The sequence below is a fragment of the Ruegeria sp. ABV4_181 genome (genome assembly GCF_056158465.1).
This window is the reverse complement of sequence record NZ_JBSWTI010000002.1, coordinates 271287-287432: the sequence shown is the minus strand read 5'-3', so window position 1 is coordinate 287432 and position 16146 is coordinate 271287. Positions and strand designations below refer to the sequence as shown.

Sequence of the window (16146 nt, the reverse complement as noted above, 5' to 3'; positions counted from 1 at the left end):
CCAACAAGAGACACATCAGGATCGGAGCACGGTTCATGTCCATTCCCCAGTCTGGCGGCGGACCGATCGAACGCCACGAGCAACTTGCCGAATATCTGGAATCGGGCTGCAAGCCCAAACAGGATTGGCGCATCGGCACCGAGCATGAGAAGTTCGGCTATTGCAAGGACACCCTGAAACCGCTGCCGTTCGAGGGCACCCGGTCCATCGTGGCGGTGCTGGAAGGGCTGCGCGACCGTCACGGCTGGGGCGAGGTGCGCGAAGCGGGTCATCTGATCGGTCTGGAGAAAGATGGTGCGAATGTCAGCCTGGAACCGGGCGGCGCGCTGGAGCTGTCGGGTGCTCCGCTGGAAACCATTCACGAGACCTGCGACGAGGTAAACACCCATCTGCGCGAGGTGAAGGACATCGCCGATGAGATCGGTGTGGGCTTCATCGGTCTGGGCGCGGCCCCGATCTGGACCCATGACCAGATGCCGCTGATGCCCAAGGGGCGTTACCGGCTGATGAACGACTATATGCAGAAGGTCGGCACCATGGGTCGTGCCATGATGCGCAGGACCTGCACCGTTCAAGTCAATATCGACTTTGGGTCCGAGGCCGACATGGTGCAGAAACTGCGCGTGGCGCTGGCATTGCAACCTGTGGCAACGGCGCTGTTTGCGAATTCTCCGTTCTTCGAAGGCAAGGTGAACGGCCAGAAAAGCTGGCGCAGCTATATCTGGCGGCATCTGGACGATGCCCGCACCGGCATGCTGCCTTTCGTGTTCGAAGAGGGATTTGGCTTTGAACGCTACGTGCAATATGCGCTCGATGTGCCGATGTATTTCGTCTATCGCGACGGGCAATATATCGACGCGCTGGGCATGTCCTTCCGCGACTTCCTGAAGGGCAAGCTGCCCGCGCTGCCGGGCGAGACGCCGACGCTGTCCGACTGGGCCGATCACCTGACCACCGCCTTCCCCGAGGCGCGGATCAAGAAATTCATGGAAATGCGCGGTGCCGACGGCGGCCCCTGGCGGCGTCTGTGTGCGCTGCCCGCATTCTGGGTGGGTCTGACCTATGATCAGGGCGCGCTGGATGCGGCCTGGGATCTGGTCAAGGGCTGGGATGCGGAAACCCGCGAAGCGCTGCGCGTTGGTGCGGCGCAGGAAGGGTTGCAGGCCCGGGTCGGCGAGATCAGGATGCACGATCTGGCGCGCGAGGTGGTCTCGATCGCCGAAGCCGGGCTGAAATCCCGCGCTTTCCCCGGCGCGGGTGGGCTGGTGCCCGATGAAACCCATTTCCTGAACGCGCTGAAGGACAGCATCGAGACCGGACAGGTTCCGGCGGATGAATTGCTGGATCGCTACAACGGAGACTGGCAAGGTGACCTGACCCGGATTTATCCCGAATACAGCTATTGATCGGACCCGTCCGGCTTGCATTCGCAGGGATTGACCGATAGCAGGTTCCAGACCAATTCAGAGGCCAGTTTCGGAAAGCGTCATGGACGATCTAAAGGCAAAATATCTGGGGCAGATCGCCGATGCGGGCGACGAAAACGCGCTTGAGGCAATCCGCGTCGCCGCCGTGGGCAAAAAGGGCGAAGTCGCGCTGAAAATGCGCGAACTGGGCAAGATGACGCCCGAGGAACGTCAGGTCGCAGGCCCCGCCCTGAACGCCCTGAAGGACGAGATCAACTCGGCCCTGACCGCCAAGAAATCCGCGCTGGCCGATGCAGCACTTGATGAGCGTTTGCGCACCGAATGGCTGGACGTCACCCTGCCGACCCGGGCGCGCCGTCAGGGCTCGATCCACCCGGTCAGCCAGGCGACCGAGGAACTGACCGCGATCTTTGCCGAACTGGGCTTCTCGGTGGCCGAAGGACCGCGGATCGAGACCGACTGGCATAACTTCGACGCCCTGAACATCCCCGGCCACCACCCCGCGCGGGCCGAGATGGACACGTTCTATATGCGCCGCGCCGAAGGCGACAATCGCCCGCCGCACGTGCTGCGGACCCATACCTCGCCAGTGCAGATTCGCTCGATGGAGCTGCAGGGCGCGCCGATCCGCGTGATCTGCCCGGGCGGCGTCTACCGCGCCGATTATGACCAGACCCACACGCCGATGTTCCATCAGGTCGAGGGGCTGGCCATCGACAAGGACATCTCGATGGCGAACCTGAAATGGGTTCTGGAAGAGTTCGTGAAAGCGTTCTTCGAGGTCGACGATGTAGAACTGCGCTTCCGCGCCTCGCACTTCCCCTTCACCGAGCCGTCGGCCGAGGTCGATATCCGTTGTTCCTGGGATAATGGTCAGTTGAAGATCGGCGAGGGCGACGACTGGATGGAGATTCTGGGCTCGGGCATGGTCCACCCTAAGGTCATTGCCGCCGGTGGTATCGACCCCGAGGTCTATCAGGGCTTTGCCTTTGGCATCGGCATCGACCGTCTGGCGATGCTGAAATACGGCATTCCTGACCTGCGGGCGTTTTTTGATTCAGACCTGCGCTGGCTGAGGCACTACGGGTTTGCAGCGCTGGACATGCCGAACCTGCATGGTGGCTTGTCGCGGTGAAGCGAGACCGGGACTACACCAGAGAGTTGTTACTAGAAATGCAATCCAGTCGAACAGGAATTATCCTGCACGAGTTGGTATTGAATCCAAGCGATGAAGAATTCAAACTCGACCATCATCTTGATCTTTTGATGGATGAAGGTTTGGTCGCCGAGAAGGGCCGGCACGGATATCGGCTAACACCGCTTGGTCACGATGCTGTGGAGGCAATTGAAAGACCAGAGACTTGGAAGAAGCTTCGAAATGCCGCGCCAAAAGAAGCCTATGAAATAATCAAAGGCGTAGGTTCATCTTTGGCGATAATTGCTCTCTCAAAAGTGATGGGATGGGGTTAACGGCACTCGTTTCGAAATAATGACGCGGAGCAAAGGCCGATAGGCCGCCGCGCTATCGCCAGACCGCCCGCACGGGCTGGCGATTTGTTCCCGCCAGTTCAACGCTCGAACAGCACTCGGATTTGGCCAGCATAAACTGCCCACTACGGCCCGAGGATCGCCACCCCGCGGTCTGGCGATGGCGCGGCTTGTTACACACTCCCACGGGGTTGTGACGTGACTTGCGGCGCAAGCCGGGTAGGCTCCGACCTATGTTCCGGATTCTGACCTGCCTGTTGTTTCTCCTCCCGTTCCAAGCTGCTGCAAATGGCTGCCATGGCGATATCGCCTGCCCGCTGGGCGACCGCTCGTATCATGTGCTGGAGCCGGACGGGTGGGATGGCGAAACGCCTCTGCCGGTGCTGTTGCATTTCCACGGATGGGCGCGGCAGGGGGATGTGGTGGTCAATCACGAACGCATCGCCGGGGCGACAAAGCTGCGCGGCGTGCTGCTGGTGGCCCCGAACGGGTTGCGCAAAAGCTGGGATTTCTGGACTTCTGACACCGGCGACGTGGGTTTTGCCAACAAGGTGCTGGCGGACGTTGCCACGCGCTATCCCGTTGACCGCCAATGCATCTATGTCTCGGGCTATTCCTATGGCGGCGCGATGGCGTGGCGCTATGTTTGCCAGTCGGGGAACAGGGCGGCGGCGCTGCTGGCCATCGCCGGGTCGATCCGTCAGACCGAAGACTGCCCGCAGGCCCCGGCTCAGGTGCGGCATGTGCATGGCACGGATGACAGAGTGATGGATTTCCCCTTTGGCCCAGGCGGTGACATGACCTATCCGGTGGCGCTGTGGCGCGAGAAGTTCCATTGCAACGGCGCGACCCCGCGCGGGGATTGGAGCGTAAAGCCGTTCCTGACCCTCAGCCGCGTGGAATGGACCGATTGCGCCACCGGTCGCGTGACGCTGGACACGCATCCGGGTGGCCACTTTATCCCCCACGGCTGGATCGGCTGGCAACTGGACGAGCTTTTGGGTCGCACACCCACCTATCCCTGACGCGCAGCGCTTGCACCTTGGCGCAATCTTTGCCATTGCCTGTGCCGACCGATTGTTTGCCAAAAAAGGCCCCGTGCAATGAAATTCACCCTTTCCTGGCTGAAAGACCACCTCGACACTGACGCCTCGGTTGATGAGATTGCCGAAGCTCTGACCGATCTCGGGCTTGAGGTCGAAGAGATCGTGAATCCGGCGGACCGGCTCGGGGAATTTACCCTCGGTTACGTAAAACATGCCGAGAAACACCCGGATGCCGACAAGCTGCGCGTCTGCAAGGTCGAAACGGATGAGGGCGAGTTGCAGATCATCTGCGGTGCCCCCAATGCGCGCGAAGGCATTACGGTCGTGGTCTGCAAGCCGGGCATGTATATCCCCGGTCTGGACCTGACCATAAGTGTCGGCAAGATCCGCGGCGTCGAAAGCTTTGGTATGATGGCCTCCGAGCGCGAGCTGGAGCTGTCGGATGAACATGACGGCATCATCGAACTGCCCTCGGGCGAGGTCGGTGACCGGTTCGTCGACTGGCTGGCCGAGAATGAGCCATCCAAGGTCGACCCGATGATCGAGATCGCAATTACGCCGAACCGCCCCGATGCGCTGGGCGTGGCTGGCATCGCGCGTGATCTGGCGGCGCGCGGGGTGGGTACGTTGAAAGAGCGTGACTATGTGCCGGTGCCGGGTGATTTCGAAAGCCCGATCAAGGTGACCATCGACGAGGATACACTGGACGGTGCGCCGCATTTCACCGGTCGTCTGATCAAAGGCGTCAGGAACGGTCCCAGCCCGCAATGGTTGCAGGATCAGTTGAAAGCCATCGGTCTGCGCCCGATCTCCGCACTGGTGGACATCACCAACTACATGACTTTCGACCATAACCGGCCGCTGCACGTGTTCGATGCGGACAAGGTGCGCGGCAACCTGCGGGTCCACCGCGCCAAGGGCGGTGAAACGCTGGTGGCCCTGGACGAGAAGGAATACACCCTGCAGCCCGGCATGATGGTGATTTCCGATGACGAAGGCCCCGAATCCATTGCCGGCATCATGGGGGGTGAGGCGACCGGCTGCACCGAGGATACCGTGAATGTCTTTCTGGAAAGCGCGTTCTGGGATCATGTGCAGATTGCACTGACGGGCCGGGCGCTTAAGATCAACTCGGATGCGCGGTACCGGTTCGAACGCGGGGTGGACCCGGAATACACGCTGGAAGGGCTGGAACACGCGACGCAGATGATTTTGGATATCTGCGGCGGCGAAGCCTCGAATGTGGTTCAGGCCGGCAAGGCACCGAACCATTCCCGTGCTTTCAAGCTGGATGCCGAGCGGGTGCAGTCGCTGGTCGGGATGGATATTCCCGAAAGTGAGCAGCGCCAGACCCTCACGCGCCTTGGCTTCCGCCTGGAAGGCGAGATGGCGCATGTGCCCAGTTGGCGTCCGGATATCATGGGCGAGGCCGACCTGGTGGAAGAGGTCGCGCGGATTGCGTCGCTGACCAAGCTGCAGGGCAAACCGCTGCCGCGCGTAACCGACGGCATCCCGAAACCGGTGATGACCCCGACACAGCGCCGTCAGTCGATGGCGCGGCGCACTTGCGCGGCACTGGGGTACAATGAATGTGTCTCCTACACTTTCATCGATCAGGCCGCGGCGGCGCTGTTTGGTGGCGGGGACGAGGCGACTCAGCTGGAAAACCCGATTTCCTCCGAGATGAGCCATATGCGCCCCGATCTGCTGCCCGGCTTGTTGCAGGCTGCCGCCCGTAATCAGGCGCGCGGCTATGCGGATGTCGCGCTGTTCGAGGTCGGCCCGGTCTTCCACGATGGCGAGCCCGGCGACCAGAAAACCCAGATCACCGGCCTGCTGGTGGGCCGCAATGGGCCCAAGGACGTGCATGGCGCCTCGCGCCCGGTCGATGTGTTCGACGTCAAGGCCGATGCCGAGGCGGTTCTGGCCGCCATCGGCGCGCCCGCCAAGGTGCAGATTCTGCGCGACGGTGATGCCTGGTGGCATCCGGGCCGTCACGGCAGGATTTGTCTGGGTCCGAAAAAGGTGCTGGGCGTATTTGGGGAACTGCACCCGCGCGTGTTGCAGGCGATGGACATCAAGGGCCCGGCGATGGCGTTCACCATCTGGCCGGACGAGGTGCCTTTGCCCCGCAAGTCGGGGGCGACCCGGGCCGCGCTGGAACTGCGCGATCTGCAGGCGGTCGAGCGTGACTTTGCCTTTGTCGTCGATGCCGATGTCGAGGCGCTGACACTGGTGAATGCCGCAGCAGGGGCCGACAAGGCGTTGATCGAGGATGTGCGCGTCTTTGACGAATTCATCGGTGGCAGCTTGGGCGAAGGCAAGAAATCCCTGGCCATCACTGTGCGCCTGCAGCCGACCGACGCGACGCTGAAGGAAAAAGACATCGAGGCTGTGGCCGAGAAGATCATCGCCAAGGTCACCAAAGCCACTGGCGGCGTACTGCGCGGCTAATTCTTGCACGATACGATCGGAACAACGCGCCTTCGGGCGCGTTTTTCATTTCGACAGAAACTCGGCCAGCAGATCATAGACCAGCCGGATACGGCGGCTGGTGTGCAACTCGCGATGGGTGGTCAGCCAGATCGGGAAGCTGATGGCCTCCATCCCGGGCAGCACCCGTTCGACGCCGGGGGTCGCGTCGCCGATCACCTGCGACATCGGCGCTATGCCAAAGCCCTGCTTGGCATATTCCCAGGCCACAATCCCGTTTTGCGACCCCAGCCGGAAATTGTCGCCCGTCAGGTGGATGCCAAGCGGCTTCAGATAGGCAATCATCTGGTCGGTGCCGCCAAAGCTGATGAACTCATGTCGTGACAGGGCGCGTTTGGATGTGGGGCGCCCGGCGCGGTTCAGATATTCGGTGGTGGCGTAGAAATGGCCCGACGCCTCCTGCACCAGCCTGGCGATCAGATCCGGCTGATCGGGGCGGACATGCCGGATCGCGATATCGGCCTCGCGCCGCATCAGGTCACGGATGTCGTTCGAGGCTATGACGTCGATCCGCAGGCGCGGCGCCTGCGCCCGGATTTCGCGCAACATATCCGGCAGGAAATAGGCGGACATCACGTCGCTGGCAGTGATCCGGACCCGGCCTTCGATCGACTGCGCCTGACCTGACGCAGTCAGCGCGATGCGATTGGCGGCCTCGCCCATAGTGCGGGTGTGGTCCAGCAGCTCCAGGCCGGCCTGAGTGATCTCAAGCGCGCGACCGACGCGTTCGAACAGCATCACGCCCAGATCCTCTTCCAGCGCGGCGATCTGGCGGCTGAGTGTCGGTTGCGTTTGCCCCAGTTGCCGCGCGGCGGCGGAAAACGTTCCGGTTTCGGCTGTCGCCAGAAAGGCACGGATATGATTCCAGTCGAACTCGCCCAGATCGGTCATGCAAATATGTATAAGCGCTCTGCGAATTTCGGCAATTTATATTCGATCCATGCATGAATACTTTGCGCGCAAAGGAGATCGACCATGACAACAGCTGCAACTTTCTGGGACGGTATCGCCGCGAAATATTCGCGCTCGCCGATCCGCGACGTGGAGTCCTATGAATACACTCTGGGCCGGACACGCTCCTACCTGTCCAAGGGCCAAAAGGTTCTGGAACTTGGCTGCGGTACGGGTTCAACGGCGCTGCTGCTTGCGCCTTCGGTCGCCCACATAACCGCCAGCGATTTCTCCGAAGCCATGCTGGAGATTGGCCGCGAGAAGGCGAAGGCGGAAGGGCTCGACAATATTTCGTTCAGAACAATTGATATCACCAGGCCCAATGATGGGCAGACTTATGACGCCATACTTGGTTTCAACCTGTTCCACCTTGCGTCGGATATCGAAAGTGTCTTTGCGGACATTCACGCGCAACTGTCCCTGGGCGGCTTGTTCATCTCCAAAACGCCATGTCTTGCCGAGGGCGGCTTGGGCTTCAAGTTTGGACTTCTCAAGCTCATGCTGCCGTTGATGCAGTTCTTGGGCAAAGCGCCATATGTCAATCTGTTCAATGTCGAAACTCTGGAAGCCGCTGTGACCAATGCCGGGTTCGAGGTGATCGAATGCGGGAATTTTCCGGCCACGCCACCGTCGCGGTACCTGGTCGCCCGCAAGATTTGATATCCGTCACAGGCTTTTCTGCACATTCCGCATTGGGCTGCGGTCCAATGCGGCTTAAACAGGCCCCGAAGCAACAGTGGAGTTTGCCATGGGCCTGAATGTCTATCTTTCCGGAGAAATCCACACCGATTGGCGCGAACAGATCATCGACGGGGCGAACGGGCTGGACATCACGTTCAGCAGCCCGGTGACCGATCACGAGGCCAGCGACGATTGCGGCGTGGCCATTCTGGGCGCGGAACCGAATAATTACTGGCATGACCACAAGGGCGCGATGGTCAACGCGATCCGCACCCGTAAGGGCGTCGCGGACGCGGATGTCGTCGTCGTTCGGTTCGGCGACAAGTACAAACAATGGAACGCGGCCTTCGATGCGGGCTATGCCGCCGCGCTGGGCAAATCGCTGATCGTCCTGCACGGCCCGGATCACCAGCACGCGCTGAAAGAGGTCGACGCCGCCGCGCTGGCAGTGGCGGAACACCCGTCTCAGGTGGTCGAGGTTCTGCGTTATGTGCTGACCGGCAAGCTGCCCGGTTAGTTGCGGTAAGAACAACCAGGTCCGCGATCTTCGGTGGTCGCGGGCCCGGCCGAGTTCATGAACCTGCTCAGTCCCGTGGCGGCGTCACAAGGCCCTTCTGCACGGCGGGCCTGTCCAGAAAACGCTCCAGATACGCACCCAGGTTGGTGTGATCGTCCCAGCCGACAAGCTCCTTGGCGCCATAGAAATCCAACCCGCGCAGCCAGGGCGCGATGGCCATGTCAGCAATTGAGTAGTCACCGGCGATCCAGTCCTGACCGTCCAACTGCTGGTTCAGCACGTTCAGCAGGCGTTTGGCCTCGTTGACATAACGTTCGCGGGGGCGGGGGTCTTCGATCTCGCTGCCCGCGAATTTGTGAAAGAACCCAAGCTGGCCGAACATCGGGCCAACGCCGCCCATCTGAAACATCAGCCATTGGGTGACACTGTGCTTATCCGCCTTGGTCCTGCCCAGAAACTTGCCGCTTTTCTCGGCCAGATACAGCAGGATCGCGCCGCTTTCGAAAAGACCGATGGGCTCTCCGTCCGGGCCATCGGGGTCGATGATGGCGGGGATTTTGTTGTTCGGATTCAGCGACAGGAATTCCGGGCTTTTGACGTCGGCATCCGCAAGGGTGACCAGATGCGCTTCATACGGCAGGCCGGTTTCCTCCAGCATGATCGAGGCTTTGACCCCGTTCGGCGTGGGATAGGAATACAGTTGTATCTTTTCCGGGAACTTCGCGGGCCAGCGGGCCGTGATCGGATGGGACGTGATATCCAGCATGGGGCGCTCCTTTTTGGGCTGCCCTCAGAAGGTAGGCGCGCAGGGGCGATCCTGCCAGTGTCTGAGATGTGCATTCCCGGTCAGGGCCTGTGTGATTTGGAACAACGGGGAAAACCCGGGCATCTCACACCTGGATTGCAGGCCGGATATCGCCCAAGGTTCGGGCAAAGCCTGCGGCGACGATGCAGGAAGAGTGTTATGCGAAAGGAGATGCGCGTGGATGAGGTCGTAACACAGGTGGGTGCCTATGCCCCGCTGATCATGAATGCGTTGAAGGCGCTGATCGTTTTGATCGCCGGCTGGATCGTGGCCAGTGCAATCGGTGGCATGGCGCGCCGCCGGATCAATGCGACGCCGCATATAGACCAGACGCTTGGAAACTTTGTTGCCAGCCTGGTCAAATGGGCGATCCTGGCCATGGTTCTGGTTGCGGTGCTGGGTATCTTCGGGATCGAGGCCACCAGCATCGTCGCTATTCTGGGTGCGGCATCTCTGGCCATCGGTCTGGCACTGCAGGGGACGCTCAGCGATCTTGCCGCCGGTGTGATGCTGGTTGTCTTCCGCCCCTACAAGCTGGGCCAGTATGTGGATATCGGCGGGACTGCGGGAACGGTGAAGGACCTGAACCTGTTCACGACCGAACTGGTGACGCCGGACAATGTCCAGATCATCGTCCCGAACGGGCAATCCTGGGGGTCGATCATCACAAACTATTCGGCCCATGAGACGCGGCGCGTCGATCTGGTTTTTGGGATCGATTATGGCGACAGCGCCGATGAGGCGATGCAGATCATTCTGGAGATCGCGCAATCGGACAGTCGCATCCACGACGACCCGGAACCCTGGGTCCGTGTGACCAATCTGGGCGACAGCTCGGTGGACCTGACCGCGCGGCTGTGGTGTGCGGCGGCAGATTACTGGGATGTCAAATTCGAAGTCACCAAGGCGGTGAAAGAGGCGTTCGACGACAAGGGCGTTTCGATCCCTTATCCGCATTCGGTGGAAATTCAGAAAAAGGCGTAAAGCCTCCTGCCCGTTGGCCGGGCATTGAAATGCCCGCCTCCGGTTGGGCCCGGCGCCGCGCTGATCGCGCGGCGCTGCTACCCTTGTGAAACCGTCTGCACAGGCGCGACCGCGCCGCGCCGTAGGTGCGGCGCCTGGCCCAACGCTGGAAAGCGCTCTTGCGCAAGAGCGCTTTCAGAGGCGGGAGCGGTCAGGACTTTATCACCACATTGGGCGAAACCACGTCGAGCCCCAGCGCTTTGCCGACCGCGTAGTAGGTCAGTTGCCCGGCATGCACGTTCAGACCGGCCAGCAGGTGCGGGTCGTCCTGGCAGGCCTGTTTCCAGCCCTTGTCCGCCAGCGCCAGCATGAAGGGCATCGTCGCGTTACCCAGCGCGATGGTCGAGGTGCGCGCAACAGCGCCCGGCATATTGGCGACACAGTAATGCATGATCCCATCCACCTCGTAGATCGGCTCGGCATGGGTCGTGGCCTTCGAGGTTTCAAAGCATCCGCCCTGATCGATGGCGACATCGACCAGCACCGCGCCGGGTTTCATGGTGGACAGCTGTGCCCGCGTCACCAGCTTGGGGGCTGCCGCGCCGGGGATCAGAACCGCCCCGATCACCATATCCGCGGTCTGGATCAGCTCGGCCGTCGCGCCGGCTGTCGAATACTGGTTCTTGAACTGGCGGCCGAACACATCGTCCAGATAGCGCAGGCGGGGCAGGGACCGATCCAGCACGGTAACGTCCGCGCCCATTCCGGCCGCAACCTGCGCCGCATGCGTGCCGACGACGCCGCCGCCGATGACAACAACCTTCGCAGGCCCGACACCGGGCACACCGCCCATCAGGACACCGCGCCCGCCATTGGCCTTTTGCAAGGTCCACGACCCGACCTGCGGGGCCAGCCGGCCCGCAACCTCGGACATCGGCGCCAGCAAAGGCAGACCGCCGGTTTCGTCGGTCACCGTCTCATAGGCAATCGCGGTACAGCCCGAGGCCAGCAGATCGTGAGTTTGGTCCGGATCCGGTGCCAGGTGCAGGTAGGTAAACAGTAGTTGACCTTCGCGCAGCATCTTGCGCTCGACCGCCTGAGGTTCCTTGACCTTCACGATCATGTCCGCGGTGGCGAACACTTCGGCCGCGGTGTCCACGATCTGCGCGCCTGCGGCGATATAGGCATCGTTGTCAAAGCCGGACCCTTGCCCGGCTCCGGTCTCGATGATGACCTCGTGGCCGCGGGCAACGGCCTCCTGAGCCGCATTGGGGGTCATGCCGACGCGGAATTCCTGTGGCTTGATTTCCTTGGGGCAACCGATTTTCATTTTGGCTCTCCGTTTATAAACTGCTCAAATTATGTGCAATTGGCAGTGCAATTTCTGTGAAACTCTGCCCGGAAACAGGCTTTTCTTCGGGATAATCTTCGATAGAATGTGAAGAACTTGCAATGGACTTGCGCGCATGAGCGTCGACACGACAGATAGAAAGATTTTGGCCGCCCTTCAGCGAAACGGGCGAATGTCAAACGCGGAACTGTCCGAACAGGTGAATCTGTCACCCTCTGCCTGTCATCGGCGGGTGCAGCGGCTTGAAGCCGATGGGTTTATCCGGAACTATGTCGCGCTGCTGGACGCGCGCAAGATGAACGTGCCGACAACTGTGTTTGTCGAGATCACGTTGCAGGGGCAGGCCGAAGAGGTTCTGGATGCGTTCGAAAAGGCGGTCGCGCGCATTCCGGACGTTCTGGAATGCCACCTGATGGCCGGAACCGCGGACTATATCCTGAAGGTCGTCGCCGAAAACACCGAGGATTTTGCTCGCATCCATCGCCAGTACCTGTCGCGCCTGCCGGGGGTGGCGCAAATGCAAAGTTCCTTTGCATTGCGCACGGTGTTCAAGACCACGGCTTTGCCTGTGTGACCTGCCCCTGACGTTCTGATGGCTGGGTGTCCGGCGAGCTCCGGAACCGTGACAACGCGTGCAATGAGGTGCCGGGCCAAGGCGGAATAACGCCAACCCGTTGGCAATGCGGCAATTCTGACGGTTGTATCCTGTCGCCTGCGGGTCCAAATATGGGGGACGACCGAACTCTGTTTTGCATCGCCCTGACTTTGCGGCTCTGGGCGGATTCCTGTTGGAATGGGTTGTCATCAATTTTTCCGATGACATCAGGCGGTTACACTCGCCCTGTACGGTCCGGACCCGGTAGACGATAAGGAAAAGACCTTGGCTTACGAAAACGACGACGTCCCCAAAGACTGGCTGGAAGCCGAGTTGGAAGACACGCTGGACGAGGATTTCGAAATCGAGTTCAGCGAACCCATGCTTTCAATGGAAATCCGCAAGATTTACAAGGATCAGCATCCCGACATGCTGGACCGCAAGGTCTACTTTCGAAATCTGCTGCGCCTTCAGGCCGAACTGATCAAGGTGCAGGATTGGGTGCAGCATACCGGCGCCAAGGTCTGCATCCTGTTCGAGGGCCGCGACAGTGCCGGTAAGGGGGGCGTGATCAAACGTATCACCCAGCGCCTGAATCCGCGGGTTGCCCGCGTGGTGGCGCTGCCGGCACCGAGCCGCCGGGAACAGAGCCAGTGGTATTTCCAGCGCTACGTCCCGCACCTGCCGGCAGCAGGCGAGATCGTTCTGTTCGACCGGTCCTGGTACAACCGGGCCGGGGTCGAAAGAGTGATGGGATTTGCCAGCGAAGATCAGGTTGAGCAGTTCTTTCAGGACGTTCCCGAATTTGAACGCATGCTGGTCCGTTCGGGCATCATCCTGCTGAAATACTGGTTCTCGATCACCGATGAAGAACAGCAGCTGCGATTCCTCATGCGCATTCACGACCCGATGAAACAGTGGAAACTGTCCCCGATGGATCTGGAATCGCGCATTCGCTGGGAGGCCTATACCAAGGCGAAGGAAGACATGTTCTTCCGCACCAACATTCCTGAGGCGCCCTGGTACATTGTTGAAGGCAACGACAAGAAACGTGAACGCCTGAACTGTATCGAGCATTTGCTGACCATGATCCCCTATACGGATGTGCCGCAGGAAAAGGTCAACCTGCCGGATCGCAGGTACAACCCGGAATACGAACGGCGCATCCTGCCGGATGAACTGCATGTGCCAAAGATATTCTGAAACGGAAAATGCCCCCGGATCGGGGGCATTTGCTGAATTTCTGATTGGGCGTTTGCCTTAGAAGATAAAGCTGTTGCTATCCAGGCTGGCTAGCAAAGTGTCTTCCAGGATCATCGTATTTCCCAGACTGTCGCTAATATGGACATCGCTGCCCGACTGGGTGATGTGGTTTTGCATCAGGTCGGCAAAGTCCGTAATGCCCTGCGCGGACCGCAAGTTGATCTGATCCCTGCCCGAGAAATCGGTTACAAGGTCGGTGCCGGTTGCAAACACAAAATCGTCCGCGCCTTGGCCGCCGGTCATGGTATCATTTCCGTTACCGCCAATCAGTCGGTCATTGCCGTCAGCGCCAACCAGACGGTCATTGCCATCCTGACCGGCCAGAATATCCCGGCCTGCGCCGCCATGCGCATAGTCGTCGCCCGAGCCGCCATACGCGCGGTCATTTCCACCCGCGCCGATCAGCCGGTCATTATCACCCTGGCCTTTGACGACATCGTTTCCGCCGCCGCCGTTAATCGTATCGTTGCCGGTTCCGCCGCGAAGGGAGTCGTTGCCGCCACGCCCGGTAAGCTCATCCTCTCCGCCGCCGCCAATCAGGATGTCCCGCAGGTTCTGGCCGACAAGAATATCGTCGCCGCCCTTACCTTCCAGCTTGCCGGCTTGTCCCGCTTGCAGAACGAACCAGTCATCCGCCGCGGTTCCAATTGTGCCCGCAGTGACTACCTCTGGTCCGGTGTTATTTGCGCCGCCGCCACCCTGATTCGATCCACCGGTGTCCAACTGCAACGGCGCCGAAGTCTTGGCAAAGTTCTGCGTCACGATGATCGCGTTCCAGCCGTCGAAGTTGCCAACCTCGATTCCGATTCCGACGACTGTGACATTCGGGTCCAGAATGTTGGCCCTGTGTCCAGGGCTGTTCATCAGGCTGTTATGCAGATCCTGGACATCGTCGGACAGACCGGGTGCTCCGCGAACGCTTTGCCACGCAATATTTTCAGTCGCGCGCCAACTGCCGCTAAAATTGAACCCGGCGTCTTCCATACGGTCCCAGGGTTGGGATCCGCTGGCCCCGGTGTGACTGAACTGATCTACGTTCAACATCCATTGACTGTGGTCTTCGGCTGCATCGTTGAGCCGGAGTTCCAAATGTACAGGGGGGAGCCCGACTTGCGCGCGCTCTGCATTAATCAATGCGAGCATTTGCCTTTCAAGGTCGCTGGCCGTTGACATGATTCTGCCTCCAAAAGGTTGTGTAATTTTGGGGCGACATTAATGGCGAGAATTTGGCGGGATATAGCCGCAATCTGGACGCCACTGGCCTTTTAGGCGAATTGTCACCGCCGGATTCACCCCATATGTGCGAAAACTTGCGCAGACATGGGCGTAGGTGCCGCGGGGCACCGGGATGGCGCTCCGCGGCGGTGGGTGGGCTTAGACAAAGTCGATCGCGCACCCGTCATCGACAAACCCAAAGTAGAGGTTGGTGTCGACCGGGTCGGTACCCGAATCCAAAGGGGTCTCGGATTCGTCCGGGGCGTCGCTGCAACCGTCCCAGGCCAGCATGAAGTCATCCGTCACCGGTGAGTCGTCCATCCTGAAATCGTCCACCAGAACCAGCAGATCGTTCACGAAGTCCTCGATCGCCGCAAGAAAATCTGCGACGTCGAAGCATTCACTGCCGGGCGTGCCGGCGTCCGTCACGTCGGTATCGGGCGTTTCCGTTTCGTCGGTGTCGGTCACCTCTGTTTCAGGCGTATCCGTGTCCGTCTCGTCCGTGTCGGTTTCGTCGACATCGGGTGTCTCTGCATCAGGCTCCTCAGTCTCAGTTACGTCCGTTTCCGGTGCTTCCGTGTCAGGGTCTTCGGTCTCGGTGACAACCGTGTCCGGCATTTGCGTATCCGGGTCTTCGGTCTCGGTGACGTCGGTGTCTGGCGTGTCCGTATCCGGCTCTGCAGTATCGGTGACATCGGGTTCAGTGGTATCCGGTGTCGAGTCCTCGGTGTCGGTTACGTCGGTATCCGGGTCTTCCGACACAGGGTCTTCAACGACATCCGCGGGCGGGGTGGGCGTATTGCCGTTGTCCAAAACAACCGCTGCGTCCGTTGCGGCAAAGTTCTGGGTCACCATCACGGCATCCCAGCCGTTATAGTTGCCTTCCTCGATCCCGATCCCGATATATTCGTAATCGGGGTTCAGAATGTTTGCGCGGTGGCCGGGGCTGTTCATCAGGCTCTGGTGCAACTGCTCGACATCGTCGCTGATGCCCGGTGCGCCGCGTTCCGATTGCCAGGCGATGTTTTCGCCGGATCGCCAGTTGCCCGAGAAATCAAACTCGGCATCTTCCATGCGCTCTGTTGCGCTTGATCCATTTGCTCCGGTGTGGCTGAACCTGTCGGTGTCCAGCATCCAGGTGCTGTGATCTTCGGACGAATCGTTCAGGCGGGTTTCAAGCTGCAGCGGGTTCAGCCCCCGTGCTGTACGCTCTGCATTGATCAGCGCCAGCATTTCCTGTTCGTATGTACTTGCAGTGGACATGATGCCTCCGTTTTGAGTGGTCGTCTGTGTAGACGGGGCCAGTTACAGGGGGCATCGGCAGGGCTGATAGAGGCTGACGAACATCAGG

Annotated in this window: 15 protein-coding genes; 10 read left to right on the top strand and 5 right to left on the bottom strand. The window is 60.4% G+C overall.

Features of this window, described 5'->3' with window-relative positions:
- The first annotated feature begins 35 nt into the window (after positions 1-35).
- The 5 genes from ACXAC3_RS01455 to pheT all read left to right on the top strand — a co-directional run bounded on the left by ACXAC3_RS01455 (position 36) and on the right by pheT (position 6415).
- Positions 36-1406, top strand: coding sequence for a glutamate--cysteine ligase (locus ACXAC3_RS01455; RefSeq protein ID WP_475154926.1), 1371 nt, complete (start codon positions 36-38; stop codon positions 1404-1406).
- Between the two features lie 82 nt (positions 1407-1488).
- Entirely contained in the window at positions 1489-2562 is a 1074-nt protein-coding gene (gene pheS / locus ACXAC3_RS01450) for a phenylalanine--tRNA ligase subunit alpha (protein WP_475154921.1), read from the top strand.
- A gap of 38 nt (positions 2563-2600) precedes the next feature.
- Positions 2601-2897: a hypothetical protein gene (locus tag ACXAC3_RS01445; RefSeq protein ID WP_475154916.1), complete on the top strand. Its 297-nt coding sequence runs from the start codon at positions 2601-2603 to the stop codon at positions 2895-2897.
- Positions 2898-3148: 251 nt separating this feature from the next.
- The gene (locus ACXAC3_RS01440) at positions 3149-3940 is read left to right on the top strand and encodes a CE1 family esterase (protein ID WP_475154910.1); all 792 of its coding nucleotides are present in this window, start codon (positions 3149-3151) and stop codon (positions 3938-3940) included.
- Between the two features lie 78 nt (positions 3941-4018).
- The gene (gene pheT, locus ACXAC3_RS01435; RefSeq protein ID WP_475154907.1) at positions 4019-6415 is read left to right on the top strand and encodes a phenylalanine--tRNA ligase subunit beta; all 2397 of its coding nucleotides are present in this window, start codon (positions 4019-4021) and stop codon (positions 6413-6415) included.
- 45 nt (positions 6416-6460) lie between these two features.
- On the opposite strand, the gene ACXAC3_RS01430 is transcribed toward pheT, so the two are convergent.
- Positions 6461-7345, bottom strand: coding sequence for a LysR family transcriptional regulator (locus ACXAC3_RS01430; protein ID WP_475154902.1), 885 nt, complete (start codon positions 7343-7345; stop codon positions 6461-6463).
- A gap of 84 nt (positions 7346-7429) precedes the next feature.
- Between ACXAC3_RS01430 and ACXAC3_RS01425 the strand changes: the two genes are divergently transcribed.
- Positions 7430-8065, top strand: a complete 636-nt coding sequence (locus tag ACXAC3_RS01425; RefSeq protein ID WP_475154896.1) for a class I SAM-dependent methyltransferase — start codon at positions 7430-7432, stop codon at positions 8063-8065.
- A gap of 88 nt (positions 8066-8153) precedes the next feature.
- Positions 8154-8603, top strand: coding sequence for a YtoQ family protein (locus ACXAC3_RS01420; protein ID WP_475154892.1), 450 nt, complete (start codon positions 8154-8156; stop codon positions 8601-8603).
- Positions 8604-8670: 67 nt separating this feature from the next.
- Here the strand turns inward: ACXAC3_RS01420 and ACXAC3_RS01415 are convergent, their stop codons facing one another.
- The gene (locus ACXAC3_RS01415; protein ID WP_475154887.1) at positions 8671-9369 is read right to left on the bottom strand and encodes a glutathione S-transferase family protein; all 699 of its coding nucleotides are present in this window, start codon (positions 9367-9369) and stop codon (positions 8671-8673) included.
- Positions 9370-9567: 198 nt separating this feature from the next.
- On the opposite strand from ACXAC3_RS01415, the gene ACXAC3_RS01410 reads away from it, so the two are divergent.
- Complete coding sequence (locus ACXAC3_RS01410; protein WP_475154883.1) at positions 9568-10392, top strand: mechanosensitive ion channel family protein; 825 nt, start codon at positions 9568-9570, stop codon at positions 10390-10392.
- Positions 10393-10582: 190 nt separating this feature from the next.
- Here ACXAC3_RS01410 and ald read toward each other — a convergent pair whose 3' ends face one another.
- Positions 10583-11701, bottom strand: a complete 1119-nt coding sequence (gene ald / locus ACXAC3_RS01405; protein ID WP_475154879.1) for an alanine dehydrogenase — start codon at positions 11699-11701, stop codon at positions 10583-10585.
- A 136-nt stretch (positions 11702-11837) separates the two neighbouring features.
- Between ald and ACXAC3_RS01400 the strand changes: the two genes are divergently transcribed.
- Positions 11838-12296, top strand: coding sequence for an Lrp/AsnC family transcriptional regulator (locus ACXAC3_RS01400; protein WP_475154876.1), 459 nt, complete (start codon positions 11838-11840; stop codon positions 12294-12296).
- 306 nt (positions 12297-12602) lie between these two features.
- Positions 12603-13520 (top strand): polyphosphate kinase 2, encoded by a 918-nt coding sequence (gene ppk2 / locus ACXAC3_RS01395; RefSeq protein WP_475154871.1) that lies wholly within the window; start codon positions 12603-12605, stop codon positions 13518-13520.
- Between the two features lie 57 nt (positions 13521-13577).
- Here the strand turns inward: ppk2 and ACXAC3_RS01390 are convergent, their stop codons facing one another.
- Both ACXAC3_RS01390 and ACXAC3_RS01385 read right to left on the bottom strand, forming a co-directional pair.
- Entirely contained in the window at positions 13578-14723 is a 1146-nt protein-coding gene (locus ACXAC3_RS01390) for a CAP domain-containing protein (protein WP_475154867.1), read from the bottom strand.
- A 231-nt stretch (positions 14724-14954) separates the two neighbouring features.
- Positions 14955-16058 carry a CAP domain-containing protein gene (locus ACXAC3_RS01385; RefSeq protein WP_475154863.1) on the bottom strand — a complete coding sequence of 368 codons (1104 nt, stop codon included), beginning with the start codon at positions 16056-16058 and terminating at the stop codon, positions 14955-14957.
- Between the last annotated feature and the right edge of the window lie 88 nt (positions 16059-16146).

Excerpts from the sequence above, each read along its gene's own strand:
- pheT (WP_475154907.1), top strand. The coding sequence starts at position 4,019 with ATGAAATTCACCCTTTCCTGGCTGAAAGACCACCTCGACACTGACGCC.
- pheS (WP_475154921.1), top strand. The coding sequence starts at position 1,489 with ATGGACGATCTAAAGGCAAAATATCTGGGGCAGATCGCCGATGCGGGC.
- ACXAC3_RS01420 (WP_475154892.1), top strand. The coding sequence starts at position 8,154 with ATGGGCCTGAATGTCTATCTTTCCGGAGAAATCCACACCGATTGGCGC.
- ACXAC3_RS01445 (WP_475154916.1), top strand. The coding sequence starts at position 2,601 with ATGCAATCCAGTCGAACAGGAATTATCCTGCACGAGTTGGTATTGAAT.
- ACXAC3_RS01390 (WP_475154867.1), bottom strand. The coding sequence starts at position 14,723 with ATGCTCGCATTGATTAATGCAGAGCGCGCGCAAGTCGGGCTCCCCCCT.
- ACXAC3_RS01415 (WP_475154887.1), bottom strand. The coding sequence starts at position 9,369 with ATGCTGGATATCACGTCCCATCCGATCACGGCCCGCTGGCCCGCGAAG.
- ACXAC3_RS01440 (WP_475154910.1), top strand. The coding sequence starts at position 3,149 with ATGTTCCGGATTCTGACCTGCCTGTTGTTTCTCCTCCCGTTCCAAGCT.
- ACXAC3_RS01410 (WP_475154883.1), top strand. The coding sequence starts at position 9,568 with ATGCGAAAGGAGATGCGCGTGGATGAGGTCGTAACACAGGTGGGTGCC.
- ACXAC3_RS01385 (WP_475154863.1), bottom strand. The coding sequence starts at position 16,058 with ATGTCCACTGCAAGTACATACGAACAGGAAATGCTGGCGCTGATCAAT.
- ald (WP_475154879.1), bottom strand. The coding sequence starts at position 11,701 with ATGAAAATCGGTTGCCCCAAGGAAATCAAGCCACAGGAATTCCGCGTC.
- ACXAC3_RS01425 (WP_475154896.1), top strand. The coding sequence starts at position 7,430 with ATGACAACAGCTGCAACTTTCTGGGACGGTATCGCCGCGAAATATTCG.
- ACXAC3_RS01400 (WP_475154876.1), top strand. The coding sequence starts at position 11,838 with ATGAGCGTCGACACGACAGATAGAAAGATTTTGGCCGCCCTTCAGCGA.
- ACXAC3_RS01455 (WP_475154926.1), top strand. The coding sequence starts at position 36 with ATGTCCATTCCCCAGTCTGGCGGCGGACCGATCGAACGCCACGAGCAA.
- ACXAC3_RS01430 (WP_475154902.1), bottom strand. The coding sequence starts at position 7,345 with ATGACCGATCTGGGCGAGTTCGACTGGAATCATATCCGTGCCTTTCTG.